The 26,092-nt window shown below is 71.2% G+C and carries 27 protein-coding genes; 10 read left to right on the top strand and 17 right to left on the bottom strand.

Annotated features, from left to right (window positions below):
- Nucleotides 1–15: 15 nt before the first annotated feature.
- Nucleotides 16–918 (bottom strand): menaquinone biosynthesis prenyltransferase MqnP, encoded by a 903-nt coding sequence (gene mqnP / locus ACZ4O3_RS32280; protein ID WP_467725593.1) that lies wholly within the window; start codon nt 916–918, stop codon nt 16–18.
- Complete coding sequence (locus tag ACZ4O3_RS32275; RefSeq protein ID WP_362721172.1) at nt 915–2,372, bottom strand: menaquinone biosynthesis decarboxylase; 1,458 nt, start codon at nt 2,370–2,372, stop codon at nt 915–917. The genes mqnP and ACZ4O3_RS32275 overlap by 4 nt, the downstream gene beginning before the upstream one ends.
- A gap of 76 nt (nt 2,373–2,448) precedes the next feature.
- Here ACZ4O3_RS32275 and ACZ4O3_RS32270 point away from each other — a divergent pair, with 76 nt between their 5' ends.
- Nucleotides 2,449–3,003 (top strand): TlpA family protein disulfide reductase, encoded by a 555-nt coding sequence (locus ACZ4O3_RS32270; RefSeq protein ID WP_467725591.1) that lies wholly within the window; start codon nt 2,449–2,451, stop codon nt 3,001–3,003.
- Between the two features lie 8 nt (nt 3,004–3,011).
- Here ACZ4O3_RS32270 and ACZ4O3_RS32265 read toward each other — a convergent pair whose 3' ends face one another.
- Complete coding sequence (locus ACZ4O3_RS32265) at nt 3,012–3,494, bottom strand: DUF3515 family protein (RefSeq protein ID WP_362721166.1); 483 nt, start codon at nt 3,492–3,494, stop codon at nt 3,012–3,014.
- An 84-nt stretch (nt 3,495–3,578) separates the two neighbouring features.
- Between ACZ4O3_RS32265 and ACZ4O3_RS32260 the strand changes: the two genes are divergently transcribed.
- The gene (locus ACZ4O3_RS32260) at nt 3,579–3,845 is read left to right on the top strand and encodes a PLD nuclease N-terminal domain-containing protein (protein WP_362721164.1); all 267 of its coding nucleotides are present in this window, start codon (nt 3,579–3,581) and stop codon (nt 3,843–3,845) included.
- Nucleotides 3,846–3,859: 14 nt separating this feature from the next.
- On the opposite strand, the gene ACZ4O3_RS32255 is transcribed toward ACZ4O3_RS32260, so the two are convergent.
- The 3 genes from ACZ4O3_RS32255 to ACZ4O3_RS32245 form a co-directional block, all read right to left on the bottom strand.
- Nucleotides 3,860–4,975, bottom strand: coding sequence for a LamG-like jellyroll fold domain-containing protein (locus ACZ4O3_RS32255; RefSeq protein ID WP_467725589.1), 1,116 nt, complete (start codon nt 4,973–4,975; stop codon nt 3,860–3,862).
- Complete coding sequence (locus ACZ4O3_RS32250) at nt 4,969–5,580, bottom strand: serine/threonine-protein kinase (protein ID WP_467725587.1); 612 nt, start codon at nt 5,578–5,580, stop codon at nt 4,969–4,971. The genes ACZ4O3_RS32255 and ACZ4O3_RS32250 overlap by 7 nt, the downstream gene beginning before the upstream one ends.
- A gap of 183 nt (nt 5,581–5,763) precedes the next feature.
- On the bottom strand, nt 5,764–6,117 hold the full coding sequence (locus ACZ4O3_RS32245; protein WP_362727716.1) for a winged helix-turn-helix transcriptional regulator: 354 nt from the start codon (nt 6,115–6,117) through the stop codon (nt 5,764–5,766).
- Between the two features lie 131 nt (nt 6,118–6,248).
- On the opposite strand from ACZ4O3_RS32245, the gene ACZ4O3_RS32240 reads away from it, so the two are divergent.
- The 3 genes from ACZ4O3_RS32240 to ACZ4O3_RS32230 all read left to right on the top strand — a co-directional run bounded on the left by ACZ4O3_RS32240 (nt 6,249) and on the right by ACZ4O3_RS32230 (nt 8,782).
- Entirely contained in the window at nt 6,249–6,899 is a 651-nt protein-coding gene (locus tag ACZ4O3_RS32240) for an FMN-dependent NADH-azoreductase (RefSeq protein WP_362727714.1), read from the top strand.
- Nucleotides 6,900–7,004: 105 nt separating this feature from the next.
- Nucleotides 7,005–7,244, top strand: coding sequence for a chaplin (locus ACZ4O3_RS32235; RefSeq protein WP_467725586.1), 240 nt, complete (start codon nt 7,005–7,007; stop codon nt 7,242–7,244).
- Between the two features lie 149 nt (nt 7,245–7,393).
- Nucleotides 7,394–8,782 carry a purine-cytosine permease family protein gene (locus tag ACZ4O3_RS32230; protein ID WP_467725584.1) on the top strand — a complete coding sequence of 463 codons (1,389 nt, stop codon included), beginning with the start codon at nt 7,394–7,396 and terminating at the stop codon, nt 8,780–8,782.
- Here ACZ4O3_RS32230 and gcvH read toward each other — a convergent pair.
- From gcvH to ACZ4O3_RS32215, 3 genes are all read right to left on the bottom strand, one after another.
- Nucleotides 8,779–9,162 carry a glycine cleavage system protein GcvH gene (gene gcvH / locus ACZ4O3_RS32225; RefSeq protein ID WP_362727708.1) on the bottom strand — a complete coding sequence of 128 codons (384 nt, stop codon included), beginning with the start codon at nt 9,160–9,162 and terminating at the stop codon, nt 8,779–8,781. The genes ACZ4O3_RS32230 and gcvH overlap by 4 nt on opposite strands.
- A 168-nt stretch (nt 9,163–9,330) precedes the next feature.
- Complete coding sequence (locus tag ACZ4O3_RS32220) at nt 9,331–10,302, bottom strand: magnesium transporter CorA family protein (RefSeq protein WP_467725582.1); 972 nt, start codon at nt 10,300–10,302, stop codon at nt 9,331–9,333.
- Nucleotides 10,303–10,421: 119 nt separating this feature from the next.
- Nucleotides 10,422–11,690, bottom strand: coding sequence for a PucR family transcriptional regulator (locus ACZ4O3_RS32215; RefSeq protein WP_467725580.1), 1,269 nt, complete (start codon nt 11,688–11,690; stop codon nt 10,422–10,424).
- A gap of 111 nt (nt 11,691–11,801) precedes the next feature.
- On the opposite strand from ACZ4O3_RS32215, the gene ACZ4O3_RS32210 reads away from it, so the two are divergent.
- The 4 genes from ACZ4O3_RS32210 (at nt 11,802) to ACZ4O3_RS32195 (ending at nt 16,978) form a co-directional block, all read left to right on the top strand.
- Complete coding sequence (locus tag ACZ4O3_RS32210) at nt 11,802–12,254, top strand: nucleoside deaminase (protein WP_384990388.1); 453 nt, start codon at nt 11,802–11,804, stop codon at nt 12,252–12,254.
- Nucleotides 12,247–13,233, top strand: a complete 987-nt coding sequence (locus ACZ4O3_RS32205) for an isopenicillin N synthase family dioxygenase (RefSeq protein ID WP_362713399.1) — start codon at nt 12,247–12,249, stop codon at nt 13,231–13,233. The genes ACZ4O3_RS32210 and ACZ4O3_RS32205 overlap by 8 nt, the downstream gene beginning before the upstream one ends.
- Nucleotides 13,234–13,355: 122 nt before the next feature.
- Nucleotides 13,356–15,431 (top strand): hypothetical protein, encoded by a 2,076-nt coding sequence (locus tag ACZ4O3_RS32200; RefSeq protein ID WP_467725579.1) that lies wholly within the window; start codon nt 13,356–13,358, stop codon nt 15,429–15,431.
- Complete coding sequence (locus ACZ4O3_RS32195; protein WP_467725577.1) at nt 15,431–16,978, top strand: type 1 periplasmic-binding domain-containing protein; 1,548 nt, start codon at nt 15,431–15,433, stop codon at nt 16,976–16,978. The genes ACZ4O3_RS32200 and ACZ4O3_RS32195 overlap by 1 nt, the downstream gene beginning before the upstream one ends.
- Nucleotides 16,979–16,994: 16 nt before the next feature.
- On the opposite strand, the gene ACZ4O3_RS32190 is transcribed toward ACZ4O3_RS32195, so the two are convergent.
- The 8 genes from ACZ4O3_RS32190 to hemL form a co-directional block, all read right to left on the bottom strand.
- Nucleotides 16,995–17,348, bottom strand: a complete 354-nt coding sequence (locus ACZ4O3_RS32190; RefSeq protein ID WP_467725575.1) for an SRPBCC domain-containing protein — start codon at nt 17,346–17,348, stop codon at nt 16,995–16,997.
- 25 nt (nt 17,349–17,373) lie between these two features.
- Nucleotides 17,374–18,468 carry a c-type cytochrome biogenesis protein CcsB gene (gene ccsB / locus ACZ4O3_RS32185; protein ID WP_467725573.1) on the bottom strand — a complete coding sequence of 365 codons (1,095 nt, stop codon included), beginning with the start codon at nt 18,466–18,468 and terminating at the stop codon, nt 17,374–17,376.
- Nucleotides 18,465–20,168 carry a cytochrome c biogenesis protein ResB gene (gene resB / locus ACZ4O3_RS32180; RefSeq protein WP_467725571.1) on the bottom strand — a complete coding sequence of 568 codons (1,704 nt, stop codon included), beginning with the start codon at nt 20,166–20,168 and terminating at the stop codon, nt 18,465–18,467. The genes ccsB and resB overlap by 4 nt, the downstream gene beginning before the upstream one ends.
- 3 nt (nt 20,169–20,171) lie before the next feature.
- On the bottom strand, nt 20,172–20,948 hold the full coding sequence (locus ACZ4O3_RS32175) for a cytochrome c biogenesis CcdA family protein (protein ID WP_362713387.1): 777 nt from the start codon (nt 20,946–20,948) through the stop codon (nt 20,172–20,174).
- A gap of 1 nt (nt 20,949) precedes the next feature.
- Nucleotides 20,950–21,540: a TlpA family protein disulfide reductase gene (locus ACZ4O3_RS32170; protein ID WP_362713385.1), complete on the bottom strand. Its 591-nt coding sequence runs from the start codon at nt 21,538–21,540 to the stop codon at nt 20,950–20,952.
- 66 nt (nt 21,541–21,606) lie between these two features.
- Entirely contained in the window at nt 21,607–22,875 is a 1,269-nt protein-coding gene (locus ACZ4O3_RS32165) for a polysaccharide deacetylase family protein (protein WP_467725568.1), read from the bottom strand.
- Between the two features lie 125 nt (nt 22,876–23,000).
- The gene (locus ACZ4O3_RS32160) at nt 23,001–23,684 is read right to left on the bottom strand and encodes a histidine phosphatase family protein (RefSeq protein WP_362713381.1); all 684 of its coding nucleotides are present in this window, start codon (nt 23,682–23,684) and stop codon (nt 23,001–23,003) included.
- Nucleotides 23,681–25,009 (bottom strand): glutamate-1-semialdehyde 2,1-aminomutase, encoded by a 1,329-nt coding sequence (hemL, locus tag ACZ4O3_RS32155; protein ID WP_362713379.1) that lies wholly within the window; start codon nt 25,007–25,009, stop codon nt 23,681–23,683. The genes ACZ4O3_RS32160 and hemL overlap by 4 nt, the downstream gene beginning before the upstream one ends.
- 389 nt (nt 25,010–25,398) lie before the next feature.
- On the opposite strand from hemL, the gene ACZ4O3_RS32150 reads away from it, so the two are divergent.
- A complete protein-coding gene (locus ACZ4O3_RS32150; RefSeq protein ID WP_362713377.1) occupies nt 25,399–26,073 on the top strand; it encodes a hypothetical protein in 675 nt (224 codons plus the stop codon).
- Nucleotides 26,074–26,092 lie beyond the last annotated feature (19 nt).

Below are 26,092 nucleotides of genomic sequence, written 5' to 3'. Positions count from 1 at the left end.
GGGGCCGCACCGTATTCAGACGGTGAGCCCTCGCACCAGGAGATCGAGCAGCGCGCACCCGAAAAGGGCAATGCCGATGAAGCCGTTGACGCTGAAGAAGGCGCGGTTGAGGCGGGAGAGGTCGTGGGGGCGGACGATGGAGTGCTCGTAGGCGAAGGCGCCGGCGACGATCACCAGGCCCAGCCAGAAGAACCCGCCCGCGTCCGTCGCCACGGCGTACCAGACGAACAGGGCCGTGGTGACCAGGTGACAGGCGCGGGCGCCCCAGATCGCGGCCGGGATGCCGAAGCGTGCCGGGACCGACATGACGCCGATCTCGCGGTCCGTCGTCACGTCCTGGCAGGCGTAGATCAGGTCGAAGCCGCCGATCCAGATGCCGACGGCGAGGCCGAGGATGACCGCGTCCCAGGACCACTCGCCGCTGATCGCCAGCCAGCCGCCGATCGGGCCCATGGCCTGGGCCAGACCCAGGATGGCCTGCGGGAAGTTCGTGAACCGCTTGCCGTAGGGGTAGACCACCATCGGGATCACCGCGACGGGGGCGAGGGCCAGGCAGAGCGGGTTGAGCAGGGCCGCCGAGCCGAGGAAGACCGCCACCGCGATCAGCGCGCCGGTCCAGGCGTGCTTCACGCTCATCGCGCCGGTGACCAGCTCGCGGTGGGCCGTGCGCGGGTTCCGGGCGTCGATCTCGCGGTCGATGATCCGGTTCACGGCCATCGCGAAGGTGCGCAGGCCGACCATGCAGACCGTGACCAGGAGCAGCCGTCCCCAGTGGATGTTCCTGTCCCACGCGAACATCGCGGTCAGCGCGGCGATGTACGCGAAGGGCAGGGCGAAGACCGAGTGCTCGATCATCACCAGACGGAGGAAGGCCTTCGTGCGTCCCGGCTGCGGGAGCGCTGCGGAAGCGGAGGTCACAGTCCGTACTCCTTCCAGCGGCGGTCGACCGTCGCCGCCGTATCCGGGTCCGACAGGACCATGTCCGGCCAGCCCCCGTCCCTGGTGTAACCCTCCTCGGGCCACTTCCTCGTCGCGTCGATGCCCGCCTTGCCGCCCCAGAACTGCTGGTAGGAGGCATGGTCGAGATGGTCGACGGGGCCCTCCACGACCGTGAGGTCACGGGCGTAGTCGGTGTTGCCGAGAGCCCGCCAGGCGACCTCGTGCAGGTCGTGGACGTCGCAGTCGGAGTCGACGACCACGATCAGCTTGGTGAGCGACATCATGTGCGCCCCCCAGACCGCGTGCATCACCTTCTGCGCGTGCTTCGGGTACTTCTTGTCGATCGAGACGATCGCACAGTTGTGGAAACCGCCGGACTCGGGGAGGTGGTAGTCCACGATGTCCGGGACGATGATCTTCAGGAGGGGGAGGAAGAAGCGCTCGGTGGCACGGCCGAGGGGTCCGTCCTCCGTCGGGGGGCGGCCCACGACGATCGACTGGAGGAGCGGACGCTTCCGCATCGTCACGCAGTCGATCTTCAGAGCCGGGAACGGCTCCTGCGGGGTGTAGAAGCCGGTGTGGTCGCCGAAGGGGCCCTCGGGCAGCATCTCGCCCGGCTCCAGCCAGCCCTCCAGGACGACCTCGGCGTTGGCCGGCACCTGGAGCGGGACCGTCTTGCAGTCGACCATCTCGATCCGCTTGCCCGCGATGAACCCGGCGAACAGGTACTCGTCGATGTCCCCGGGGAGCGGTGCGGTGGAGGCGTAGGTGACGGCCGGCGGGCAGCCGAAGGCGATCGCGACGGGCAGCCGCTCGCCGCGCCGCGCCGCCACCTGGTAGTGGTTGCGGCTGTCCTTGTGGATCTGCCAGTGCATGCCGATCGTGTTCCGGTCGTGCCGCTGGAGCCGGTACAGGCCCAGGTTGCGGATGCCGGACTCGGGGTCCCTGGTGTGGGTCAGGCCCAGGTTGAAGAAGGAGCCGCCGTCCTGCGGCCAGGTGAACAGCGCCGGCAGCTGGTGCAGGTCGACCTCGTCGCCGTGCAGGACGACCTCCTGGACCGGCGCGTGGTCGGACTTCACCTTCTTCGGCGGGACGTGAGCCATCGCGCCGAGCTTCCCGAAGGCCTCCCGCACGCCGACGAAGCCGTGCGGGAGTTCGGGGCGCAGCAGCCCGCCGATCTTCTCGGAGATCTCGCCGTACGACTTCAGGCCGAGGGCCTTGAGCAGGCGCCGGTCGGTGCCGAAGACGTTCATGGCGAGGGGCATGCTGGAGCCGCGCACGTTCTCGAAGAGCAGCGCCGGGCCGCCGGCCTTCTGCACCCGGTCGACGATCTCCCCGACCTCCAGATACGGGTCGACCTCGGCCTTGACACGCTTGAGGTCTCCCTCGCGCTCCAGTGCCCGGAGCAGGGAGCGAAGATCGTCGTAAGCCATGCGTCCCAGTATCGGCCACCCGGGGCCCGGGCCCGGTCACCGCCCCCTGCGATACCCCCTGCGATACTCGTCGGCCGTGACAGTCCGCCGCCGGACCAGCCGGTCACCGCTGCTCGCCCTGCTCCTCGTGCTCGCCGCCTGCGCGCCCCGGCAGGACACCGGTGGCGCGCCCGTCTCCGTACTGACCCGCGTCCCGCCCGCCGACCGCCCGGCGGCCCCGGACCTGTCGGGCGGTGGCCTGGACGGCCGGCCGGTACGGCTCGCCGACTACCGGGGCAAGGTCGTCGTCCTGAACGTGTGGGCGTCCTGGTGCGGACCCTGCCGGGCCGAGGCGCCCGAACTGTCCAAGGCGCAGCGCGAGTTGGCGGGCAAGGGGGTCCAGGTGCTCGGGGTGGACACGGACGCCGAGCGGGACGAGGGGCGGTCCTTCGAGCGGGAGCACGGGCTGGTCTACCCGAGTCTGCACGACCCCGGCAGCCGCAAGCTGCTCCGGCTGCCCCGTGGCTACGCGCCGCGGGCGCTGCCGTACACCCTCTTCGTCGACCGGGACGGAAAGATCGCCGCGAAGTACCCGAGCCCGCTCACGGCGGCGGACGTGCGCACCATCACGCGGCCGCTGCTGGCCGAGTAGCCGCGGCTTCACCCGCCGCCGAGGCACTCGGCGTTCGGCGCGAGGGGTGCCACCAGGTGGCTCAGGTCGAGCAGGACCCCGTCCAGGCGGGTCACCGAGGTCGCGACCGAGACCTCCACGGCCGGACTGCGGCCGTAGGTGACCAGGTACTCGCGGTCCCCGGCCCGCTCCCGCCACACCCAGTCCACGCCGTCGACGCTGACACACGCGTCCGTCGTCGGCCCGGGCGGGGTGACGCCGCAGCGCAGTTCCACCGCCCCCTGGCCCCAGACCGCGAGGCCCTCGAAGGTGACCGGGTCGCGGGCGGCCTCCCCGAGGCGGGCGGGGTAGCGGCCGGCGATCCGCGCGCACGCGGGGTCCTTCGCCAGCGGCCCCTGCGCCAGTGCGAACACCGGCGAGTTCAGCTCGTACGCCACCAGTGCGGCACCGGCCACCAGGCCGGCCGCGGTGACACCGGCCGCCGCCCGCCCCCTGCGAGACCATCCACGCATCCTCGACGTCCCCCTCCGAATCGAGGGCACCCGTCATGCCCACGGCCCCGCCCCCGGCGGCGGCCACCCGCTACCCTGGCCGCCATGCTCAGGTATCTGCCCTTCCTGCTGGTCCTCGCGCTGTGGATCTATGCCTTCGTGGACTGCCTGAACACCCCCGAGGACGAGGTCCGCGCGCTGCCGAAGCTGGCGTGGGTGCTGATCATCCTGCTCTTCGGCGAGGTGCTGGTCGGCCCGGTGGCCTGGCTGGTCGCGGGCAAGGCACGGCAGCCGCGCGAGCGGTGGGTCGCACCGGACGACAACCCGGAGTTCCTGAAGTCCCTGAAGCCGGAGGATCCGCGCACCGACTGACCGGGCGCGTCCCCCTACAGCAGCGCCTTCACCTGCGCCCCGGTCAGCGGTCGCCGGAACACCTGCACCTGCCTGATCGAGCCGGGGAACCAGTCGGCGGGAGCGCCCCCGGCGGTGGCACGGCCGATCACCAGCGGGCCGTCGGCGGCGACCGGGGCACCGTCGTCGACACCGGCCTCCTGTACGCCGTCGACGTACAGGAGGAGCTGGTCGCGCAGCCCCTCGTAGACGCCGACCAGGTGGGTCCAGGCGTCCGGCTCGGGGACGGTGAACGACAGGGCGCGCACGTCGGGCCGGGCAAAGGCCCAGCGGTTCTCCGCGGCCGCGTACTGGAGGTAGAAGCCGCTGACGGCACCGGCGTCCTGGCTGACGGCGGTGGCGAAGCCCGAGGGCACTCTGCTCAGCGCCACCCACGCCGAGACGGTGAACCCGTGGCCCTTGCCGGTCCGCAGCACCGGCCCCCCGGTCACGATCTGGCTGGTGCCGCCGTCGAACAGCGGGGCCCCGTCCTTGCCCCGTCCCCAGCCGACCCCGGTGGCCGTCCCGTCGTACCGGCCGGTGTCGTCGGCGGCGACCGCGCCAGAGGTCTCGTCCAGCGGCCAGGCGTCGGCCGGCGGGGGGACGGAGACGGAACCGGCGGAGCGTTTCGGCGACTTCCTGGGCCCGCCCCTGTCGACGAGGCGCGCGACCGGTACGGCCGCGAGCGCGGCGACGGCCAGGGCTCCCCCGGAGAGGAGCAGGGTACGACGGCTCGTGCCCGGGTTCCGCTGGTACGACACGGGCCGCACCGGGGGCGGCGCCGGGTCGAGCCGGGTGACCGGGCGGGTCGCGACGGGCCGCGGGACCGGTCGCGTGACGTCGTCGGTCCCGGCCACGGGTTCGGCGGCGAGGCCGGTGACCGGCCGGGCGAGCAGCGCGCCGGCGTCGGCCGTGAGCCCGATCCGGGCCAGGATCTCGCGCGGGGTGGGCCGCCCGGCCGGGTCCTTGGCCAGACAGGCGGCGATGAGGGAGGCGAGGTCCGGGTCGGTGACGGCGGTGATGTCGGGTCCGTCGTGCACGACCCGGTAGAGCAGGGACGGAGTGGACCCGTCGCCGAAGGGGTTGCCGCCCGTGGCCGCGAAGGTCAGCACCGCACCGAGTGCGAGAACACATCGCTCGCGCCGGTCACCTCCGCGCCCTCGACCTGCTCCGGCGACATGAATCCGGGCGAGCCGACCATGAGCCCGGCCCGCGTGATGGTATCCGACTCCACACTGCGGGCGATACCGAAGTCGATGACCCGCGGCCCGTCGTCGGCGAGCAGCACGTTCGACGGCTTGAGGTCACGGTGGACCAGCTGGGCCGCGTGGATGGAGGTGAGCGCCTCGGCCAGTCCGGCGGCGAGACCGAGCACGGTGGCGGCGGGCAGCGGCCCCCGCTCCATGACCGCGTCCTGGAGGGAGGGCCCGGCGATGTAGCTGGTCACCAGCCAGGGCAGCGGGGCGTCCGGGTCGGCGTCCACGACGGGTGCGGTGAAGGCACCGCTGACCTTGCGGGCGGCCTCCACCTCACGTCGGAACCGGGACCGGAACTCGGGCTGCCCCGCCACCAGTTCTGCGTGGACCACTTTCACGGCGACGGCCCGGCCACCCGGGGAGCGGCCGAGGAAGACCCGGCCCATGCCGCCCGCGCCAAGCCGCCCGAGCAGCTGGTACTCCCCGACGGAGCGTGGATCGCCGGGCTCCAGAGCTGCCACGACCCCTCCCGCACCGCTGACTCCCGAAGACCCGGTCAGCATAGGACCGCCGGCCCGCACGGTTGACCGATTCCGGTCCCCGCAGGGCAAGTTGCCCCCGGGTCTGCCCTCGCGGACAGGCCGCTGCACTGACGTGACGGAGACGTCCCGCGCTCGAGGGAGGTCGCGCGGCCCTGACGGGGGTCAGCAGGGCGAGTCGCCGGGCAGGTGCTCCTTCGCCCACTCGCCGAGTTCCTTCAGCGAGGGCTCCAGCGCGGCGCCCGCCGCGGTCAGGCGGTACGAGACCCGCAGCGGCGGGCCCTCGTCGACCTCGCGCACGACGAGTCCGGCCGCACCGAGTTCGGTGAGCCGGTCGGAGAGCATGCGCTCGCTGATGCCGGGGATGGCGCGGCGGAGGCTGGCGAAGTGCGTCGGCTGGCCCATGAGGACGGAGAGGATAGGGCCGTTCCAGCGCTTCCCGAGTACCTGGAAGACGCGCGTGATGCCGCCGTCCACGGCTTTGCACTGCCCCGGGTCGTGCGTCTGGTCCACCGCCATGCAATCAGGGTACAGGCCCGCCACAGGCGGGGGTGAAAAAAAGTAAGCACCTGTGTTATCTATAGCTGAGTACGAATTCTCAGCCCTCGCGCCTCGCGCCGGGCTCGCTATCCCTGTGTCTGGAGACCCCCATGGCCACCCTTCTCCACATCGACTCGTCGCTGTTCCCGGGCGAGGCGTCCGCCTCCCGCACCGTCACGGAGGCCTTCCGTGCGGCATGGCAGGAGCAGCACCCCGACGGCACGGTGATCTACCGCGACCTGGCGGCGGACCCGGTGCCGCACATCACCGCGGCCGGCCACACCGCCGGATTCGCCGACCCCGCCACCCACACCCCCGAGCAGGCGGCCGCCTTCGCCGACCGTGTGCGGCTGATCGAGGAGCTGGAGCAGGCGGACGCGATCCTCATCGGCGCCCCGATGTACAACTTCACGATCCCCTCGACGCTCAAGGCGTGGCTGGACAACGTGATCCTGATGGGCCGCACCGGGGGCGAGGACCCGTCCGCCAAGGGCACCCCGGTCACCGTCGTGGCCAGCCGCGGCGGTTCGTACGCGCCGGGCACCCCGCGGGAGTCGTTCGAGTACGTGCAGAACTACCTGTCCGCGGCCCTCTCCGGCGGGCTCGGCCTCGAAGTCGACTTCATCGTGCCGGAACTGACGATGGCTCCGCATGTGCCGGCCATGACCGAACTCGTGCCGCTGTACGAGGCCTCCCGTGACCGCTCCCTCCAGGACGCGGCCGACAAGGCCAAGGACCTCGCGGGCCGCTTCGCCGCCTAGCGGCCCCGGCGGAGCGGATTGCGCCGATCGGCCCAGCTCCACATGCGGGTCCGGTGGCGGGCGGTTGTGATGGACGCGTTGTCATCCCGCTACCAGGAGGCCTTCATGCGCATCCGCGCCCTCGCTGTCACCGGCGCCATCGCCGCCACCCTCGCCCTGGGCACCACCGCCGCCTACGCCGACAACGGCGCCGACGCCATCGGTTCCGCGGCCAACAGCCCGGGCCTGCTGTCGGGCAACGTCATCCAGGTTCCGGTCGACATCCCGGTCAACGCGTGCGGCAACAGCATCAACCTGATCGGCCTGCTCAACCCGGCGGCCGCCAACGTCTGCACCAACGGCTGACCCTGCCGGGACGCCGCCGCGGAAGCTTCCGGAGGACCGACCCGCCTCCGGAAGCTTCCGCATGCGTGCAGGTTGTACGCCGGCGAGCCGTCCGCGACCGACAATGCGCCCCTGGGCCGGACCGGGCGCGAACCCGACACTTACCTCGTATGACGACTGCTCCCGCCGGTTCCACCACCAGTGTCGCGCCCGAGTACGGCGACCGGGTCATCGCCGTGGAGGCGGCGGGCTCGGAACCGATCCCCGACGCCGAACGCCACGGCAGCCCGCTCCAGCTCCTGTGGACCTGGGCGTCCCCCAACATCGAGTTCGCGACCGTCTACATCGGCGTGATCGCGGTCCTCTTCTTCGGCCTGGACTTCTGGACGGCGACCACCGCGATCCTGCTGGGCACCGCGATCGGGGCGGTCACCCAGGGCGTACTGTCACTGGACGGCCCGCGGTTCGGCGTCCCGCAGATGGTGGTGGGCCGCTTCTCCTTCGGCCATCGCGGCAACATCCTGCCCTCCGCGGCCAACGGCCTGCTGGCGGGCGTCGGCTGGTTCGCGGTGAACAGTGTGAGCGCGGCCTTCGCCCTGAACACACTGACCGGCCTGCGACCGCTCCCCTCCCTGCTGCTCGTCGTGGTCGCGGAGATCCTGATCGGGTTCATCGGCCACAACTTCGTGCACACCTTCGAGAAGTACGCGTTCCCGGCCCTCGCGGTGATCTTCCTGCTGGCCGGGGTGTGGACCTTCAAGGACGCGGATCTCGGCGGTGGCGGCGCGGGCGGCGGTACCGGCGGCTTCCTGCTCGCGTTCAGCGCGGCCTGGGGGTACGCGGCCGGCTGGAACCCGTACGCCACGGACTACTCGCGCTACCTCCCGCGCACGGCGAACAAGGTGAGAACGGTCGTGTACCCGGCGGTCGGCCTGTTCGTGTCGGTCTCGCTCGTCGCCGTCGTCGGCGCCGCCTCGGCCACGATCGCCGCCCCGGAGGGCGCCACGCCCACGGCCGCCTTCACCGGTCATCTCCCCGGCTGGCTCGGCGACCTCGTCCTGCTCGCCATCATGCTCGGCGGGGTCTCGGCGAACGCCCTCAACGTCTACTCCGGGGCGATCTCGATCGCCTCCTTCGGCCTGCGGCTGCCCACCTGGCTGAGCCGTAGTGCGCTGGTCGTGGTGTCGGGCATCGCCGGTACGGCGGCTGCCTGGGCCTCGCTGGACGACGCGGGTGCCGCGTACGAGGCGTTCCTGCTGGTCATCGCGTACTGGGTGGCGCCCTGGCTGGGCGTGGTGCTGGTGGAGCGGTGGCTCCAGGGCCGTACCGCGGCCGACGCGGACCTGGCAGCCCGGCTGACCGACCGCTCCTTCACCAACTGGCCCGGGGTCGCGTCCCTGTTGACCGGCGTCGCGGTCTCCGTCCCGCTCTTCTCCAACCAGGAGGACTACGTGGGCTGGGTGCCGGAGCACCACCCCGCCCTCGGCGACATCACCCCGCTGATCGGCTTCGCGGTGAGCGCCCTGCTGTACGCGGCCCTGCGCGGACGGAAGTCCTAGGTCTCGTCCGAGGCGATGTACGCCTGGTACCTCTCGGCGCTCATCAGGGCGTCGAGAGCCTTCCTGTCGGAGACCTCGATCCTGATCACCCACGCGTCGTGCGGCTCGGTGTTGAGCAGCTCGGGTTCCGAGTTGAGCTCCTCGTTCACCTCGATCACCTTGCCGCCGACCGGCAGGTAGACCTCGGTCACCGCCTTCACCGACTCGACGCTGCCGAACGGCTCACCCGCCTCGAACGTCCGGCCCACGTCCGGCACCTCCACGAACACGATGTCACCGAGCTGCTTCTGGGCGTACTCGGTGATCCCGATCCTGGCGGTGCCGCCGTTCATCTGGATCCACTCGTGTTCCTGGGTGTACTTGAAATCCGACGGGTACATGGCGCGGCTCCTTCGAGTTCGGTCGGCGCATTCAGCCTGCCACCCGGGTCGCCCTGAGTAACGGCGCGCATACGTCCGGCCTAGGGCGTGTTGCGAAAGTCCCGTCTGCGGTACGACGCCATGCACGGCCCGCCCTCCGGGCGAACGACGGGACTTTCGCAACACGCCCTAGTCGTCCCGCAGCCGTCGCCAGATGCGGGTGCGGTGCAGCACGTAGATGGCGGCGACCAGGGCGATGATCTGGAGGCCCACGGCGAGCAGCCAGAACTCGTCCCGGGTCTCCAGCTTGTCCGTCAGGAAGGTGAAGTTCATGCCGAAGAACCCGGTCAGGAACGACAGCGGCAGGAAGATCACCGACACGATGGCCAGCCGGTTGATCACGCCGTTCTGTTCGCCCGCGATCAGGGACGAGTAACTGGCCAGGGCGCGGCGGGCGGCATCCTGGAGGGACTCGATGTCCGTGCGGACCAGCCGGGCCGAACGGACGAACTCCTGAGCCAGACGCTGCCGTTCGGCCGGGAAGTCACTGCTCGTCATCCGGCGGGCCACCACGTCGTCGACCGCCTGGAGGTAGGGCAGCAGCGAGTGGTGCAGCAGCGCGGCCCGGCGGCGCAGCTGGGACAGCAGGTAGATCTGCTCGGGGCGCCGGTCCTCGAACATGCCGTCCTCCAGCTCCTCCACCTGGAGCAGCGCCCGCACCGTGGCCCGGCGGAAGGTCGCCAGCCCCTCCTGAAGCAGCAGGAAAAGGGTGGCCACGGCGTCCCGCGGGCGCTCCCTGCACAGCTGCGCCGTGAAGCCCGACGCCAGGACGTCCTGGCCCCAGTGGGCGGCCAGCACGAAGCGCTCGCCCGCCAGGGCGTGCACATAGGCGATCCGGTCGTCGATGACCACGGGCACGACGAAACCGGCGAAGTCCCCGAGGAATTCGGCCCGTGGCGACTCGTCCGGCCTGCCGAACCAGTCCAGGTCCTCGTCGTCCAGGCCGAACCGGCGGGCGACCTGCTCGTCCGTGGGGTCCGCCTCATCGAGCAGCTGGACCCCGAGGAGCAGGAACGGGTCCTCGACGAGCAGCCGCCGGGCCTCCGCCAGGGACACTCGTGTCCTGCCCCCGTCCGGCACCGACACCCTCGTTACGATCATCGCCCTCACCGCTGATCCCGTCGGCCACCGTCCCAGCGTCCGCGGGGCCCGCGCGCCACGCACGCGCAGTCGCCCGTCTGCCGGGCGGGAGGGCCACCATCGGGTGAGGGCCGGCCGGCTCAGGCCACCGTGCGCAGGCCGCCCAGCGCCGCTCCGGCCCCCCGTACCAGCCGGTGCGCGCAGGCCGCCGTCAGCAGTTCGCCCAGCAGGTCCGGGTCGTCGATCTCCAGGCCGAGGAGGGTCTCGATGCGCTCCAGGCGCTGGTAGAGGGACTGGCGGCCGATGTGGAGCAGGGCCGCGGTGCGGGTCGGGGAGCAGCCGTGGCGCAGGTGCGTCTCCAGGGTGCGGACCAGGTCGCTGGCGTGGGCGGCCTCCCAGGCGAGCAGCGGGCCGAGGGTGTGCCGGACGAGCGCGGTGAGGCGTTCGCGGTTGGCGGCGACACCGCCCCGGGTCAGCTCCCGCTCCAGGGCGAGGGCGCGCGCGGAGGTCACCAACGGCCCCTCGGGGGCGGTGGGTTCGGCGGGCGGCACGGTCAGCGCCAGTTCGAGGGTGGTGCGGGCCGCGCGCAGCGTCTCGCTCCAGTGCAGCCAGCCGCCGCCCGCCTCGACGGCGTGCCCGACGGCGACGGTCAGCCCGGAGCCGGCGACCGTACGGAAGGCCTCCTGAACCGCGCGCACGGGATCGCGGGAACCCTGTCCGGCACCGGCACCGGCCAGTGCGATCAGCGCGAGGACGTCCCCGGGGAACGCCGCCCGCATCACCCCCGCCCCGCCCGACAGCCGTACCGCCCGGTCCACCACCCCGGTCTCCCTCGTCCCGTGCACCGACACCCCGATCAGCCGCGCACCCGGCCCCGGACGGAACCCGGCGAGCGCCGAGCGGGCCTCCACCTCCGGCTGGTTCAGCGCGGCCCGGTCGGCCAGGTCGGCCAGCAGGGCCACCGTGTGGTCGTCGCCCCAGGGCCGTACCGCCGCCCGCCCGGACAGTCCGCGGGCGACGATCGCCCGGTTGGCGGCCTCCGCGATCCGCACGAAGGGCACCACCCGGTGCAGGGCCAGCAGGGGCAGTCCCCGGGTGCGGGCCTCGTCGGTCACCTCGGGCGGCATGCTCGGCAGCGACCGGCCGACCTCCACCGCGAGCCCGGCCGCACCGCGCGCGGCCAGCTCACGGACGTAGCGACGACGGACCTCCTCGCCGACGCCGGTCAGCCCGAAGCCGTTGGTGAGCAGCAGCTCGCCGCCGTCGAGGAAGTTGACGCCCTCATAAACCTCGCTGGTGTGGACCCAGCGGACCGGCAGGTCCAGGGCGTCAGCACCGGCCAGCAGCTCGGGGCCGGCCGCCCGCACCTGGTCGAGGGCCAGGACGTCGCGGAGGGTGAGTGCGGGCACGGGAACCTCCAGGGGACGGGCACGGGCGCTGACGTTTCGTCCGGCCGCGGCTTGCCCGGAGGGTACTTTCCGCACGTTGCCCTCGTGTTTCGGCCACAGGAGAGTGAAGACATGGATCAGCTGCAAGCACGGACCTGGCTCGCCACCGCCGTCGCCGAGGCCCGCGCCGGGCTCGCGGAGGGGGGCGTTCCGATCGGCGCCGCGCTCTACGGCGCCGACGGCTCGCTGCTCGGCCGCGGGCACAACCGGCGGGTGCAGGACGGCGACCCGTCCCTGCACGCCGAGACCGCCGCCTTCCGCGCGGCGGGACGGCAGCGGTCGTACCGGGGCACCACCATGGTGACGACCCTGTCCCCGTGCTGGTACTGCTCGGGTCTGGTCCGCCAGTTCGGGATCTCCCGGGTCGTGATCGGCGAGGCGACCACCTTCCACGGCGGCCACGACTGGCTCGCCGAGCACGGCGTGGAGATCGTCCTGCTGGACGACCCGGAGTGCGTCGACGTGATGCGCGCCTTCATCAAGAACCAACCGGCCCTGTGGAACGAGGACATCGGCGATGAGTGACACCACCCGCACCGGCACCGGCACCCGTATCCCCACCGTCGACCTGCGGCCCTGGCTCGACGGCGACGTGGACACCCGGCGCCGGATCGCCCGGACCGTCGACGCCGCCCTGCAGAGCGCCGGCTTCCTGCTCGTCACCGGCCACGGCGTCGGCACCGGGCTGCGCGACGGCGTACGGGAGGCCGCGCGGGCCTTCTTCACGCTGCCCGCGGAGGTGAAGGCGGCCTACACGGCGAAGGTCGGCGGGCGCGGCTGGCTCGGGCCCGGCGCGGAGGCCAACGGCTACTCGGAGGGCACCGAGACCCCGCCCGACCTCAAGGAGTCGCTGACCTTCGCGACCCACGAACCCTTCGAGGACCCGGTGACCAACGCGGAGTGGTACGCGCCCAACGTGTGGCCGGCCGAGGTGCCGGAGCTGCGGGCGGTCTGCGAGGAGTACCTGCAGAGGATGGGCGAACTGGAGAAGACGCTGCTGGAGCTGCTGGGACACGCGCTCGGTCTGGAAGGGCACTTCTTCTCCCGGCACATGGACCACCCGACGTACGGCTTCAACATCAACTGGTATCCGGGGACCGGGGTGGTCGGCGAGCCCGAGCCGGGGCAGTTCCGCATCGGGCCGCACACCGACTTCGGGACGGTGACCGTCCTGGACCGCCAGGCGGGCCGGGGCGGACTCCAGGTGTACACCGATGAGGGCGGCTGGGAGGACGCGCCGTACGACCCGGCCGCCTTCACCGTCAACATCGGTGACCTGATGGCCCGTTGGACCGGCGACCGGTGGCGGTCCGGGCGGCACCGGGTGCTGCCGCCGCCCACGGACGCGCCGGAGGAGGAACTGATGTCCCTCGTCTACTTCGGCGAGTGCACTCCGGGCACGGTCGTCGAGTCGGTCCCGGCACCGGTCGGCCGGGTGGCGTACCCGCCGGTCGACTCACACGTGTACCTGAGGCAGAAGCTGGACTCCATCACGGTCGCCTGACCGCCGTCCCGGCCGCCACCGCCCCTGTCACTCCTGGTGCCGGTTTCGTGACCGGACGGACATCACTCGGTCTGGCCCGAAGCAACCACCCCTTCCTACACTGGCGTCAGGGGGGAGATGTCTTGCACAGACGGTTGCACGGGCGTGGGGCGCTGTTCGACGTGGAGCCGGCCGGGCTCATACCGAGGATCGTCGGGTTACGGCCGTACCAGCACCGTGCCCATCCCCTCGAACACCCCGGCGAGCTGCCGTTCGTGGTGCTGACCGGGACCCGGGGGCTCGGCAAGAGCGCGGTGCTCGGCGAGTTGCGGGACGCCTACCGGGGGCACACACCGGTCGCGCTCGTCGACTGTGCGGAGGCCCAGTTCACGGCGGCGCCCGCGGAGCGGCCCGCCGAGTCCTGGTCGCCGGTCTCGCAGCTCCTGCTGGTCGTCGCCGAGCAGCTCGCCGAACCGGTGACGGGCGCCGGGCGGATCACCTTCCCGCGCCTCATGTCCGGGCTGGTCGCGGTGGCCGCCGGAGGCTGGGGCGACGCCGACTCGGAGCGGATCCGGCGCGAGGTGGAGCGGATCCTGCTGCTGAACGAGAGCGGCTCCTGGATCAGCGGGTTCGCCGGGCGGTGGGCAGGGAAGGTGGCCGCGAAGGTGGTCGCCGCCGCCACCGGCACCGGGCCGCTGGTCTCCGGCGCCATCGAGGCCACCCTGGAGTCGGTCGCCGAGGGGTTCGCCAGCCGCCGGCACCAGAAGGCGTCCGTCTGGTACCGCACGTATCCCAACGCGGGCGGCCACGCGCAGCGCGGGCTGATCCTGCTGTCCGGGCACTTCCGGGCCGGCGGCACCTCCCGGCGGCACGCCGAGCGCTATCTCGTACGGGCCCTGCTCGCCGACCTGACAGAGGCGTACAGCGGGGTGCTGCCCCGGATGCAGCGGCTCGGCCGCCCGCTGGTGCTGATCGACGACGCGGGGACCGGACCGGGCCCCGGCCTGCTGGACGCCGTGCTGCGCGACCGCGCCGACGGGGTCGCCGACCAGGTGGCGTTCGTCGCCGGTCTGCGCGGCGACGGCCGCGAGCTGCTGCGCAACGGCGTACGGCGGGAGCTGGCCGAGGTCGCCCGGCGCACCGAGTGGGTGGCGGACACGGCGGCAGCGTCCTCACGGGCGCTGCTGGTGGCGTTACCGCCGCTCTCCCCCGACGACACCCTGCATCTGGTCGCCACCCCGGCCGCACCCCAACTGCCTCACATGGTGCACCGGTTGACCGGCGGAAACCCGCTGGGCATCGCCGTGCTCGCGGAGGCGGCGGCCCAGCACCCGGACCGCGTCGGCACGCTGGGCGAGCTGCTGACGGCCGAGGTACGGCTGACCGAGGACGGCCCGGCGGCCCCCGTGTACGTGCAGCTCCTGGACCGGCTGGTCCCTGCGGACCGGCTGGACGAACTGACCGTACTGGCGGCCGCGCACGACTACGGTTCGGCGTGCGCCCTCGCCGAGGCGCTGCTCCCGGACGACTTCGGCCCCTCGGGCGTACGGGCGCTGCAGGACCGGCTGGCCCAGGAGGGAATGCCGGTCGGGTACGGGCAGTTCGTCGGTGACCGCTTCGTCCGCACCCTGCTCCTGCTCCGGCTGCATCTGCGGGACAGCGACCACGGCGAGTGGCGCACGGTCCACGAGACGCTGATCGCCTACTACGCCGGGGACTGGCCGGCCGGCTTCCGGCTGCACCTGCGGATGGCGCTCGGGGAGACCGGGCAGGCCGTCGCCCACCTCCACGACACCTTCCTGACCGTGGAGACGCCCGACTGGCTGCGCACCCTGCGTTTCCTCGCCTCGGCGCCCTACTTCCACGCCCACGACGCCGAGGGCCGCGACTTCGCCGGGCACGGCGACCGGCGGGCGGCGGTGGCACTGGGCCGCACCGACGCGAGCCACCTGGTCCCCGAGGGCGCGGACCCCGTACTGCACCTGCGTGTACGGCGGTTGCTGCACGCGCTGTGGTATCTCACCGACCCGCTGGTGGTGCCCGACCCGAAGGTGGGTGACCGGCTGCGCTTCGAGCTGGAGCAGTTGTCCAACCTGCGTCCGGCCGACAACGCCCTGCTGTGGCAGGCCTCCCGGGTCTGGCCCGCGGCGGCCCTGGCGGGGCGTCCGCCGCAGGAGGACGACGACGAGGGCGACGACGAGCGGAGCGGGGTGGCGTGATGGCGCGGCGGGGCGTGGGCACGTGGTTGCGCGAGGGCGTCTGGGAGATCCCACTGCGCCGCTGTCTCGCCCTGCTGGTCGCGGCGGGGCTGGTCGCGGGTCTGGTGATCGGGGTGCGGACGGCGGTCCGCGAGGACCGGTCCTGCGCGCCGGGGGTGGCCCGGCCCGAGGGCAGTGACGAGTGCGTGGGCGTGGCGACGACGGCGTTCGACTTCGGGCATCCGCAGCTCCGCGCCACGGTACGGGCCATCGCCCGGGAGAACGCCCGCCTGAGGCCCGGACGTTATGTGACGGTCGCGGTGATGCTGCCGTACACCGCGACGGCGGCGGCGAGCCTCGCCGACATCCAGCACGAACTCCAGGGTGCCTACCTGGCCCAGTACCAGGCCAACCACGACTCCAACGGCCAGTCCCCGGCGATCCGGCTGGTGCTGGCCAACCCCGGTGCGACCAGCCGGTACTGGAAGGAGATGGTGGACCGGCTGGCCGCCATGACCGACTCCGCGGACCGGCTGCGGGCGGTGGCCGGGGTCGGGCAGAGCACCGACGACAACAAGAAGGCCGTCAAGGAGCTGACCCGGCGGGGGATCCCGGTGGTGGGTTCGTCGATCACCGCCGACGACCTCGCCAACGGGCAGGGCGGCAAGGACCCCTATCCCGGTCTGGCCCGGGTCTCCCCCACCAACACCGACGAGGCCCGTGCCCTCGCCTCCTTCGCCAAGGTCGGCGCGGGCCGCGCGCTGCTGGTGTACGACAAGCCGGGCGACCCCTACACCCGCACGCTCCAGAACTCGTTCGCCGCGCTGATCAAGGGTTCGCCCTACGAACCCCAGCCGTTCACACCGCCGGCCGACCGCAGCAAGGAGGGGACGACCGCGAACACGTTCCGGCAGATCACCAACCTGGTCTGCGACACCTCGCGGTCGACCGACACGATCCTGTTCGCCGGCCGGCACACGCAGCTGCGGCAGTTCATCAACGCGCTGGGCGCACGGGGCTGCCAGGACCGCACGTTCACGGTGCTGACCGGGGACGAGGGGTCGTACCTCACCGGCGAGAAGCACCTGGACCGGGACGCCCTCCGGCACCGTCTGTCGGTCCGGTACACCGCTCTCGCCCATCCGGACGCCTGGCTCGGGGACAATCCGAGAACCGGGGGTTCGGCCGTGGCGGCGGGGACGCTGACCCGGCTGCTGACGACGGCCGAGAAGTCACCGGTGGGACCGATCGGGCCGGTGGCCCTGGAGGACGGGCAGCTGATCATCGGGTACGACGCGATGCGGCTCGCGGTGCACGGCATCCGCGAGGCGGTGCCCCAGGGGAGGTCGGTGCCGACGCTCGCCGACGTGGGGTTGCAGTGGCCTCAGGTGAAGGGGTCGCTGCGGGTGGACGGGGCGAGCGGGTGGATCTGCCTGGACGTGCACGGGAATCCGTACGACAAGGCCGTGCCGATCGTGGAGCTGCGGCCGGAGGGCGGCTCGCGGTTCGTGACCCTGGCCTGGCCCGAGGGGAAGCCGCCGGGCGGAGCGTGTCTGCCGCCGTCGTAGGCGGGTGCCCGGGTTCTCACACCGCCAAGAGCTCGGTCAGACGTTCGAAACGACTCGACCACTGCTGCTCCGTGGCCGTCGCGTCCCCGGACTCGTGGGTGAAGCGCAGGACCGTGCCGGACTCGCCGTCGTGTTCCAGGTGGAAGCGGATCCTGCCGCCGCCCGCCACCGTGTACTCGGCGATCCGGTCGACGTCCCAGGCCGTCACCCTGCCCGTGCCGAGGTCGCCGAGGGTGACCGTGCCGCCCAGTCTCGGTTGCAGCACGTCGACCGGGGTGAGCCAGGCGGCCAGGCCCTCCGGGGTGGACAGGCTCGGCCAGACCTGGCCCATCGGCCTCGGCAGTCGGATCACCAGCTGAAGGACGGCCATGGCACCAGTGTCGCCCTTCGCCGGCTCACACGCCCGCGTAGGAGTGCTTGCCGGTGACGAAGATGTTGACGCCGTAGTAGTTGAACAGCCAGCAGCCGAACGCGAGCATCGCCAGGTAGGCGGCCTTGCGGCCCTTCCAGCCGGCGGTGGCCCGGGCGTGCAGGTAGCAGGCGTAGGCGACCCAGGTGATGAAGGACCAGGTCTCCTTGGGATCCCAGTTCCAGTACCGGCCCCAGGCGCTGCCCGCCCAGATCGCACCGGCGATGATCGTGAAGGTCCACAGCGGGAAGACCGCCGCGTTGACCCGGTAGGCGAACTTGTCCAGCGAGGCCGACGCCGGCAGCCGGTCCAGGACCGAGGTGGCGAAGCGGCCGGGGGTGCCGCCGGTCTCCAGCTTGTTCTCGTAGGAGTCCTTGAAGAGGTACAGGACCGTGGCGACCGCGCCCACGTAGAAGACCGCGCCGCAGAAGATGGCGGTCGAGACGTGGATGTACAGCCAGTACGAGTGCAGGGCCGGGACCAGCGGCTCGCTCGCCGTGTACAGAACGGTGACCGCGAGACCGAGGTCGAGCAGGACCGTGGTGATGAGGAAGAGGCCCATCCAGCGGACGTTCTTCTTCAGGGCCAGCAGCCCGAGGTAGATGGCGACGGCCACCGTGGAGAACGTGATGTTGAACTCGTACATGTTGCCCCACGGCGCCCGCTGCACGGAGGCGGCCCGGGTGATCACACCGGCCAGCTCCACGAGGAAGGCGAGGACCGTGAGGGAGATCGCGATCCGGCCGTAGAGGTCGCCCTGCTCGTCGCCGCCGTGGGCGCCGGGGCCGTCCGGCACGTCACGCGAGCCCGCCGCGGAGCGCACGACGACCTTCGGACGTTCGAGTACGGCGGTGCCGCCGGCCTTCTTGACCGTGACCGCCGGCGCCTTCCTCGCCGCGGTGTCGGTGGTGAGGGCGTTGGCGGTCCGGGCGACGCGGCTGCGGCTGCCCAGCAGCCACTCGAAGATGTAGGCGAAGAAGGCCAGTGTGTAGACGGCCATCGAGGAGTAGATGAGCGTGTTGCTCATGCTCGCGAGATGCTCGTTGGTCGCGGCGAGCGTGGTTGCGGTGGCGGAAGTCATCGCTTCTCAGCCCCTTCGGCAGGTACGGGGGATGCTGCTGAATGGTCGTCTTCGCCGGGATCGGAAGCCCCCGGCGCCTGGTCGTAGAGGATTCCCGCGAGGTCGCCCAGTTCCTCGGGCACCTTCGCCGACTCGCTGCGGCCGAGCCCGGCCATCTCGACCACCGTCACACCGTCCGCGCCCGGCACGGCCCGCACCCAGACGCGGCGGCGCTGGATGAACAGCGAGGCGGCGAGACCGAAGATCGCGGCGAGCGCGCCGCCCAGCGCCCAGCCGCTGCCGGGCTCCTGGACGATCTCGAAGCCTGCCCATTCCTTGACGTCCTTCTCGAACGTCACGGAACCGGCGCCGTTCGGCAGCTGCATGGTCTGCCCGGGCTTCAGGTTGTCGCGGAACTGCGCCCCCTTGGAGTCCTTGAACTCCTTCATGTGGGACTTGTCGAGCTGGTAGACGCTCTGCGGGATACCCGAGTCGACGCCGAGGTCACCGTGGTACGGCGTCAGGTTCAGCACCGGGTTGCCCAGCGCCGGGAAGGTGGACAGGACGGAGGAGCCGCCGCCGTAGGTCGGCAGGAAGAACGCCGAGATACCGAGCTGCTCGCTGATCCCCTGCGGGTTCTTGTAGCCGTCCATCACCTTGACCACGCCCTGCGAGGTGACGTTGGCGTCGAGCGGGAGCAGCGGCACGGCGTCGTGGTAGACGACGTCGCCCTTGGCGTCACGGACCGTGACGACGGGGGCATAGCCGTGGCTGACGAGGTAGACCTTGGCGTCGTCGATGCGCAGCGGCTCGTTCACCTTGATGGTGGTCCGCTTCGGCTTGCCGTAGGCGCCCTCGCTGTAGTCGATGTCCGCGCTGAAGGTGACCGGGGTGCCCTTGCTGGGGCCGCTGGTCTGGTAGCTGGCCTTGAAGTTCTTCAGGTCGAAGCTGAACGGCACCAGGTCGTCGGTACTGAACAGGGAACCGGACTTGAAGTCGTCGTACTGGAGGATCGAGTTGGCGAACCCGTCGCCCTCGACGACCAGCTTGGTGCCGTCCGACTTGTACATCTGCCCGGAGGCGAACGCGATCAGCATCACGATCAGCGCGACATGGAAGACCAGGTTGCCGAACTCGCGGACGTAGCCCTTCTCGGCCGCGACCGCGTCCCCGACGAGGTGCGACCGGAAGCGCCGCTTCTTCAGCAGCGTCAGCGCCGCGTCACGGACCTCTTCGGGAGCGGCCGTGGTCCGCCAGGTGGTGTACGCCGGGAGGCGGTCCAGCCGCTTCGGCGCGCCCGGCGGCCGGCCGCGCAGCTGGCCCACGAACTGCCAGGCGCGCGGGATGATGCAGCCGACGAGGGAGACGAACAGCAGGATGTAGATCGCCGAGAACCACACCGAGCTGTAGACGTGGAACAGGCCGAGCTTGTCGTAGAGCGGCGACAGCGTCCTGTGGGCCTTGCGGAAGTCGTCGACCTTGGAGATGTCGGCGCCGGACTGCGGGATCAGCGAACCGGGGATCGCGCCCAGCGACAGCAGCAGGAGCAGCAGCAGCGCGACCCGCATGGAGGTCAGCTGCCGCCAGAACCAGCGGGCCCAGCCGACGACACCGATGCCGGGGACGATCGGCGGCTCGTCCTGGGAGGGCGCGGTGGACAGCTGCGAGCCGGCCGCACCGAGTTCCTGATCGTCGGAGACGTGCTTCGAACTCGAACTCATCGATCAGATCCCTACAGTGAAGCCGTCGGACCAGCCCTGCATCTCCTGCACGAGGCCGTCCCAGGCCCCGGTCAGCAGCAGCACACCGGTCACGATCATCATCGTGCCGCCGATGCGCATCACCCAGACATAGTGGCGCTTGACCCAGCCGAAGGCGCCGAGCGCCTTGCGGAACGCGACCGCGGTGAGCACGAAGGGCACGCCGAGGCCGAGGCAGTACGCGACCGTCAGTACGGCGCCGCGGCCGGCGCTGCCCTGCTGGGCGGAGAGGCTCAGCACGGCGGAGAGCGTCGGGCCGATGCACGGGGTCCAGCCGATGCCGAACAGCGCGCCGAGCAGCGGTGCCCCTATCAGACCGGTCACCGGCCGCCGGTGGAAGCGGAACTCGCGCTGGGTGAACCAGGGCATCAGGCCCATGAAGAACACGCCCAGGACGATCATCAGGACTCCGAGCACCTTGCCCAGGGTGCCGGACTGTTCCTGGAGGTCCTGGCCGAAGTAGCCGAACAGGGCTCCGCCCGACACGAACACGGCGGTGAAGCCGAGCACGAAGAGTGCTGCGCCGGCGGCCATCCGGCCCCGCCGGGCTTCGGCGAGGTCCGTCCCGGCGACCCCCGTGACGTACGACAGGTATCCGGGCACGAGGGGCAGCACGCACGGGGAGAAGAAGGAGACGAGTCCGCCGAGCAGCGCGATCGGCAGGGCGAGCAGCAGCGCGCCGTTCAGGACGGTCGTGTTCGGTCCGTCGGTCGCGGCCGCGACCGTGAGGAGTGCGCTCACGTCACTTCTCCGCGACGACCGGCTTGATCATCTTCAGCAGGTTCTCCTCGCTGAGCGCCGCCAGCGAGCGCGCCGCGACGTTGCCCTGCCGGTCGAGGACCAGAGTGGAGGGGATGGCCTGCGGGTTGAGCGTGCCCTTCTTGAACCGGAGCATCAGCTTGCCCGTCGGGTCGTACAGGCTCGGGTAGCCGATGCCGTTCTGCTTCTCGAAGGCGACCGCGGAACCGGTGCTGGTGTCGCGGGTGTTGATGCCGACGAACTGGACGCCCTTGCTCGCGTACTCCTTGGAGACGGAGGCGAAGTAGGGCGCCTCGGCGCGGCACGGGCTGCACCAGGATCCCCACACGTTGAGGACCACGACCTTGCCCTTGTAGTCCGCGACGTCCAGCGTGCTGCCGTCGATGGTCCTGCCCGACAGGTCCGGGGCCGCCGCGCGGTGGCCCTTCGCGACCGTGTCGATGCCGTTCTTGCCGGTGACGAAGTTGGTGTTGCCGCCTCCGCCCGAGGTACCGCCATTGCCGCACGCGGACAGGGTCAGGGCCGCCGAGGCGGCCATGGCGCCGAGCAGGACGGCGCGGCTACGGGTACTCATGTGAAAAGTTTCGCATGCCCGTTCTGGGGATCTTGCGCACCCCCCTCGGTCCGGGGAACGGCCCTTTCAGGCCGCGGCGCCCTTCTTGAGGAGCGTCTTCCAGCCGCCCGCCGGGCGCTGCCCCACGTCCAGCGTGCGCAGCTTCGCGAGGACCTCGGGCTTCTGGACGTCCATCCAGTCCACGAACTGGCGGAAGGAGACCATGCGCACGTCGGCGCCCTTCTCCTTCTCGCGGGCGATGTGCTTGAAGGCCTCCTCTACGGAGTCCATGTAGATGCCGCCGTTCCACTGCTCGAAGTGGTTGCCTATGAAGAACGGTGCCCGGTTTGTCGTGTATGCCCGCTCGAATCCGGCTATGTACGACTGTGTGGACTGGTGTCGCCAGCCCGGGTAGTTGTAGGCCGGGGCCTTCGTCGAGTTGACCGACTGGTTGGCGAGCATGTTGTAGTCCATGGACAGGACCTCGAAGGAGTGCCCCGGGAACGGTATCTGCTGCAGCGGCAGGTCCCAGATGCCCAGCTTCCTGTCCGGCCAGACCTGGCGGCCGCCCGGCGAGGAGGCGTCGTAGCGCCAGCCGAGCTCGCGGGCGGTGGGCAGCAGGTTGTTCTGGCCGAGCAGGCAGGGCGTGCGGCCGCCGACCAGCTCCTTGTCGTAGTCGAAGGGCAGGGACGGCAGGTCGGTCCAGCCGCTGTTGGTCCGCCACTCCTTCACGAACGCCTTGGCCTGGTCTATCTCGCTGCGCCACTGCTTGGGCGTCCAGTTGCCGACCGTGCCGTAGCCGCCGCAGAAGTGCCCGTTGAAGTGGGTGCCGATCTCGTGCCCTTCGAGCCAGGCGCGGCGGACGTTGGTGAGCGTCGCCTTGATGTGCTCGTCGGTGAGGTAGCCGATGTCGGAAGCGCCACGGGGGTTGTTCGGCGGGTTGTACAGCCGCTTCTTCGACTCGGGGAGCAGGTACAGCCCCGAGAGGAAGAAGGTCATCGACGCGCCGTGTTCCCTGGCCAGGTCCAGGAAGCGCGGGAAGAGGCCGTTGCCGACCTCGCCGGCGCCGTCCCAGGAGAAGATCACGAACTGCGGCGGGGTCTGGCCGGGCTCCAGCGGCTCGGGGGCGGCGGGCTGGTGGGGCTGCTTGCCGGTGTTCGAGGTGGAGCCGTCGCCCAGGGGGCGGGCGGTGGGCTTGGGTTTGGGCTTGGGCGTTGCGGAGGGGGTTCCGCCGGAACCGCCGGCATGGGTCGTCCCGTCCGACGATGTGTGCGTGGACCCGCAGCCGGCGAGGCCCAGTCCGGCCGCGGCGCCCGCGCCGGCGCCGAGAATTCCCCTTCGGGTGAAGGTCCGCATGGTTCCCCGATTCGTCACGTCCGCTGGTGGTCACCCACTCAGAGGCCGGGACGAACCGGGAGGTTCCACACGGAAGCACATATTTTCAGATTATTTTAATGAAACCGGTTTCGGCGGCGCGGAGTTCACGCCCCGAAGGCCTTGCCCTTCCCCTTCACCGGCTTGGCGCCGGCGCGGAGGTGGACCGGGACGAGGTCGATGGCCGGCTCGGCGTACCCGACGGAGACGATCCTGTCCCCTTCGTATGTGAAAGTCGTCAGGGAGGCCAGAGTGCACTGCCGCTTGCGCGGGTCGTGCCACAGCCGGCGCTTCTCGACGTAGGACCGCAGGATCCAGATCGGCAGCTGGTGGCTGACCAGCACCGCCTCGTGACCCCGTGCCCGGTCCCTGGCCGCGTCCAGCGCGCCCCGCATCCGGACGACCTGGTCGACGTAGGGCTCGCCCCACGACGGCCGGAACGGGTTGACGAGGTACTTCCAGTTGGCGGGGTTCTTCAGCGCTCCGTCGCCGACACCGAAGGTCTTGCCCTGGAAGATGTTCTCCGCCTCGATGAGCCGCTCGTCGGTGGCGAGGTCGAGCCCGTGCGCCTTGGCGATCGGGGTGGCGGTCTCCTGCGCACGCTCCAGCGGCGAGGCGACGACGTACGTCACGTCCCGCGGGGCGAGGTGCTCGGCGACCCGGTCGGCCATCTTCCGGCCGAGCTCGGAGAGGTGGTAGCCGGGAAGACGGCCGTACAGCACCCCGTCGGGGTTGTCGACCTCGCCGTGCCGCATCACGTGGACGACGGTGATGTCCTGCTGCTCGCTCATGCTGCCGTGGCCTCCGCTGCCGCTCGGGCCGCCGCCGGAAGGGCGTCGGCGATCTTCTGGACGGCCCGCTCGTCGTGGGCCGTGGAGACGAACCAGGACTCGAAGGACGACGGCGGCAGGTAGACGCCGTCGGAGAGGAGGGAGTGGAAGAAGGCGGTGAACCGGAAGGACTCCTGGCCCCGCGCGTCCTCGTAGTTCCGCACCGGCCTGTTGGTGAAGAAGACGGAGAACATGTTGGAGGCGGTCTGCACCTGGTGCGCCACGCCCTCCTTGTTCAGCGCCTCGGAGACCAGCGCCTGGATCTGCGCGGAGACGGCGTCCACCTTCTCGTACGCCGCCTCGTCGAGCAGCCGCAGCTGGGCCAGCCCGGCGGCGGTGGCGACGGGGTTCCCGGAGAGGGTACCGGCCTGGTAGACGGGCCCGGCCGGGGCGAGGTGCGCCATCACGTCCTCGCGTCCGCCGAAGGCGGCGGCCGGGAAGCCGCCCCCCATCACCTTCCCGAAGGTCATCAGGTCGGGGACCACCCCGTCGATCCCGAACCATCCGGCCCGGCTCGTCCGGAACCCGGTCATGACCTCGTCGGAGATGTACAGGGCGCCGTTCTTGTGGCAGGTGTCCCTGACCCCCTGGTTGAACCCGGGCGCGGGCGGCACGACGCCCATGTTGCCCGGCGAGGCCTCGGTGATCACGCAGGCGATCTCCCCGGGATGCCGGTGGAAGGCCTCCTGCACGGCTTCGAGATCGTTGTACGGCAGCACGATCGTGTCGCCGGCCTGGGCACCGGTGACACCGGGGGTGTCGGGCAGCGCGAAGGTGGCGACCCCGCTGCCGGCCGCCGCGAGCAGCGAGTCGACGTGACCGTGGTAACACCCGGCGAACTTGATCACCTTGGTGCGCCGGGTGAAGCCGCGGGCCAGCCGGATCGCGGACATGGTGGCCTCGGTCCCGCTGCTGACGAGCCGCACCTGCTCCAGGGGCGCGATCCGGGCGACCATCTCCTCGGCCAGGGCGACCTCGCCCTCGCCGGGCGTACCGAAGGAGGTACCGCGCAAGACGGCGTCCTGGACCGCGGCGATGACCTCGGGGTGGGAGTGCCCGAGGATCATCGGTCCCCAGGAGCAGACCAGGTCGACGTACTCGCGGCCGTCGGCGTCGGTGAGGTAGGCCCCCTTGCCGGAGACCATGAAGCGAGGGGTGCCGCCGACGGCACGGAAGGCGCGCACCGGGGAGTTCACGCCGCCGGGCGTGACCGCGGAGGCGCGGTCGAAGAGCGCCTGTGAGGCGGGCGCGTCGTAGGGATAGGGCGTTTCGCTCTGGGCACTCATGGCGTGCGGCTACTCCGGCTTCTCGGACTCCGGTTGCTGGGGTGACCTCCTCAGGGTAGGCGGAGGAGGAAGCTCTGCTCGCAGCGGCGGTGGCCTTCTCGGGGTGACGGGACCGGCGGCGGACCGGAGACGGGACCGGTGACGGACCGGCGGTGGGGTACTTCTCCCGCCGGAGTACGGCGGGCCCCGCGCGGGGCCCGGGGCATCTGCGAGACTGTGATCCGATACACCCAGCTCATCCGGTACGTAGCCGGCCGGAGGCTGTAAAGATCCTGCGGACTGATGTTTCGACGCACGTTTCGGCGGGCGGCCGTGGGGGAGGTCACTGACACGATGATCGGGTTGCGCGGCGGGGGCCACGCGTCCTAGAAAAGCAGTCGGGTGGAGATATGCATCGCGGTGGCGGACTGGGCGAGGGGACTGACGACCTGGGTCCTCGACGTGCCCGGCAGGGAAGGCACCGACGCGACGCGGAGGAAGCGGCTGAGGCAGCACGTCAGGAACAGAGCGGCGTACCGGGTGAGTCCGAGCGGCGCGACCGACGTATCGATCAGTGGGACCAGAGGGGCCAGCGGATCGATCGCCGGATCGACCGTCTTCAGACCGGGAGCAGGAATGGTGGTCGGGTGGGGGTGACGTACAAATACTTCGGCGCACCGGACGGCGCGACCGCGGCCCGGGTCCCGATCTCGATGCGCCCCGAGGAACTCGGCGGGGACGAGCTCGGCATGAACGGCATGTTCACGAAGATCAAGCCGGAGACCATGGCCGCGATGGTGCTGACGGGCATCGAAGGCGTACCTCTCAACAAGGTGCCACCCCTGGAGCTGGTCGTCCTGCACCCGGACTACGCGGTGGTCAAGCTCCCCATGACGGTCGTCGACCCGCTGCGCGGCATAGGTGAGGAAGCGGTCGGCGCGGCGGCCTTCATCTGGTCGACGGTCCCGGACCGGGGCGGCCCGAGGGACGCGTTCAACGTGTACCAGCTGCTGCACGAGTGGCAGGACTTCAGCCACCGGCTGCATGAGGCGGGGCATCAGCCGTACTGCTTGGTGTGGCCCTGAGCAGGGTCTCGCGACTTCA

The sequence above is a fragment of the Streptomyces sp. NPDC026515 genome (assembly GCF_055567595.1).
Note: the sequence above shows the minus strand (reverse complement) of the source record. Positions and strands in the feature narration are given on the sequence as shown.

Coding starts and splice junctions, on each gene's coding strand:
- ACZ4O3_RS32275 (WP_362721172.1), bottom strand. CDS start 2,372: ATGGCTTACGACGATCTTCGCTCCCTGCTCCGGGCACTGGAGCGCGAG.
- ACZ4O3_RS32265 (WP_362721166.1), bottom strand. CDS start 3,494: ATGCGTGGATGGTCTCGCAGGGGGCGGGCGGCGGCCGGTGTCACCGCG.
- ACZ4O3_RS32260 (WP_362721164.1), top strand. CDS start 3,579: ATGCTCAGGTATCTGCCCTTCCTGCTGGTCCTCGCGCTGTGGATCTAT.
- ACZ4O3_RS32245 (WP_362727716.1), bottom strand. CDS start 6,117: ATGGCGGTGGACCAGACGCACGACCCGGGGCAGTGCAAAGCCGTGGAC.
- ACZ4O3_RS32240 (WP_362727714.1), top strand. CDS start 6,249: ATGGCCACCCTTCTCCACATCGACTCGTCGCTGTTCCCGGGCGAGGCG.
- ACZ4O3_RS32235 (WP_467725586.1), top strand. CDS start 7,005: ATGCGCATCCGCGCCCTCGCTGTCACCGGCGCCATCGCCGCCACCCTC.
- ACZ4O3_RS32230 (WP_467725584.1), top strand. CDS start 7,394: ATGACGACTGCTCCCGCCGGTTCCACCACCAGTGTCGCGCCCGAGTAC.
- gcvH (WP_362727708.1), bottom strand. CDS start 9,162: ATGTACCCGTCGGATTTCAAGTACACCCAGGAACACGAGTGGATCCAG.
- ACZ4O3_RS32220 (WP_467725582.1), bottom strand. CDS start 10,302: ATGATCGTAACGAGGGTGTCGGTGCCGGACGGGGGCAGGACACGAGTG.
- ACZ4O3_RS32210 (WP_384990388.1), top strand. CDS start 11,802: ATGGATCAGCTGCAAGCACGGACCTGGCTCGCCACCGCCGTCGCCGAG.
- ACZ4O3_RS32205 (WP_362713399.1), top strand. CDS start 12,247: ATGAGTGACACCACCCGCACCGGCACCGGCACCCGTATCCCCACCGTC.
- ACZ4O3_RS32195 (WP_467725577.1), top strand. CDS start 15,431: ATGGCGCGGCGGGGCGTGGGCACGTGGTTGCGCGAGGGCGTCTGGGAG.
- ACZ4O3_RS32190 (WP_467725575.1), bottom strand. CDS start 17,348: ATGGCCGTCCTTCAGCTGGTGATCCGACTGCCGAGGCCGATGGGCCAG.
- ccsB (WP_467725573.1), bottom strand. CDS start 18,468: ATGACTTCCGCCACCGCAACCACGCTCGCCGCGACCAACGAGCATCTC.
- resB (WP_467725571.1), bottom strand. CDS start 20,168: ATGAGTTCGAGTTCGAAGCACGTCTCCGACGATCAGGAACTCGGTGCG.
- ACZ4O3_RS32170 (WP_362713385.1), bottom strand. CDS start 21,540: ATGAGTACCCGTAGCCGCGCCGTCCTGCTCGGCGCCATGGCCGCCTCG.
- ACZ4O3_RS32165 (WP_467725568.1), bottom strand. CDS start 22,875: ATGCGGACCTTCACCCGAAGGGGAATTCTCGGCGCCGGCGCGGGCGCC.
- ACZ4O3_RS32160 (WP_362713381.1), bottom strand. CDS start 23,684: ATGAGCGAGCAGCAGGACATCACCGTCGTCCACGTGATGCGGCACGGC.
- hemL (WP_362713379.1), bottom strand. CDS start 25,009: ATGAGTGCCCAGAGCGAAACGCCCTATCCCTACGACGCGCCCGCCTCA.
- ACZ4O3_RS32150 (WP_362713377.1), top strand. CDS start 25,399: ATGCATCGCGGTGGCGGACTGGGCGAGGGGACTGACGACCTGGGTCCT.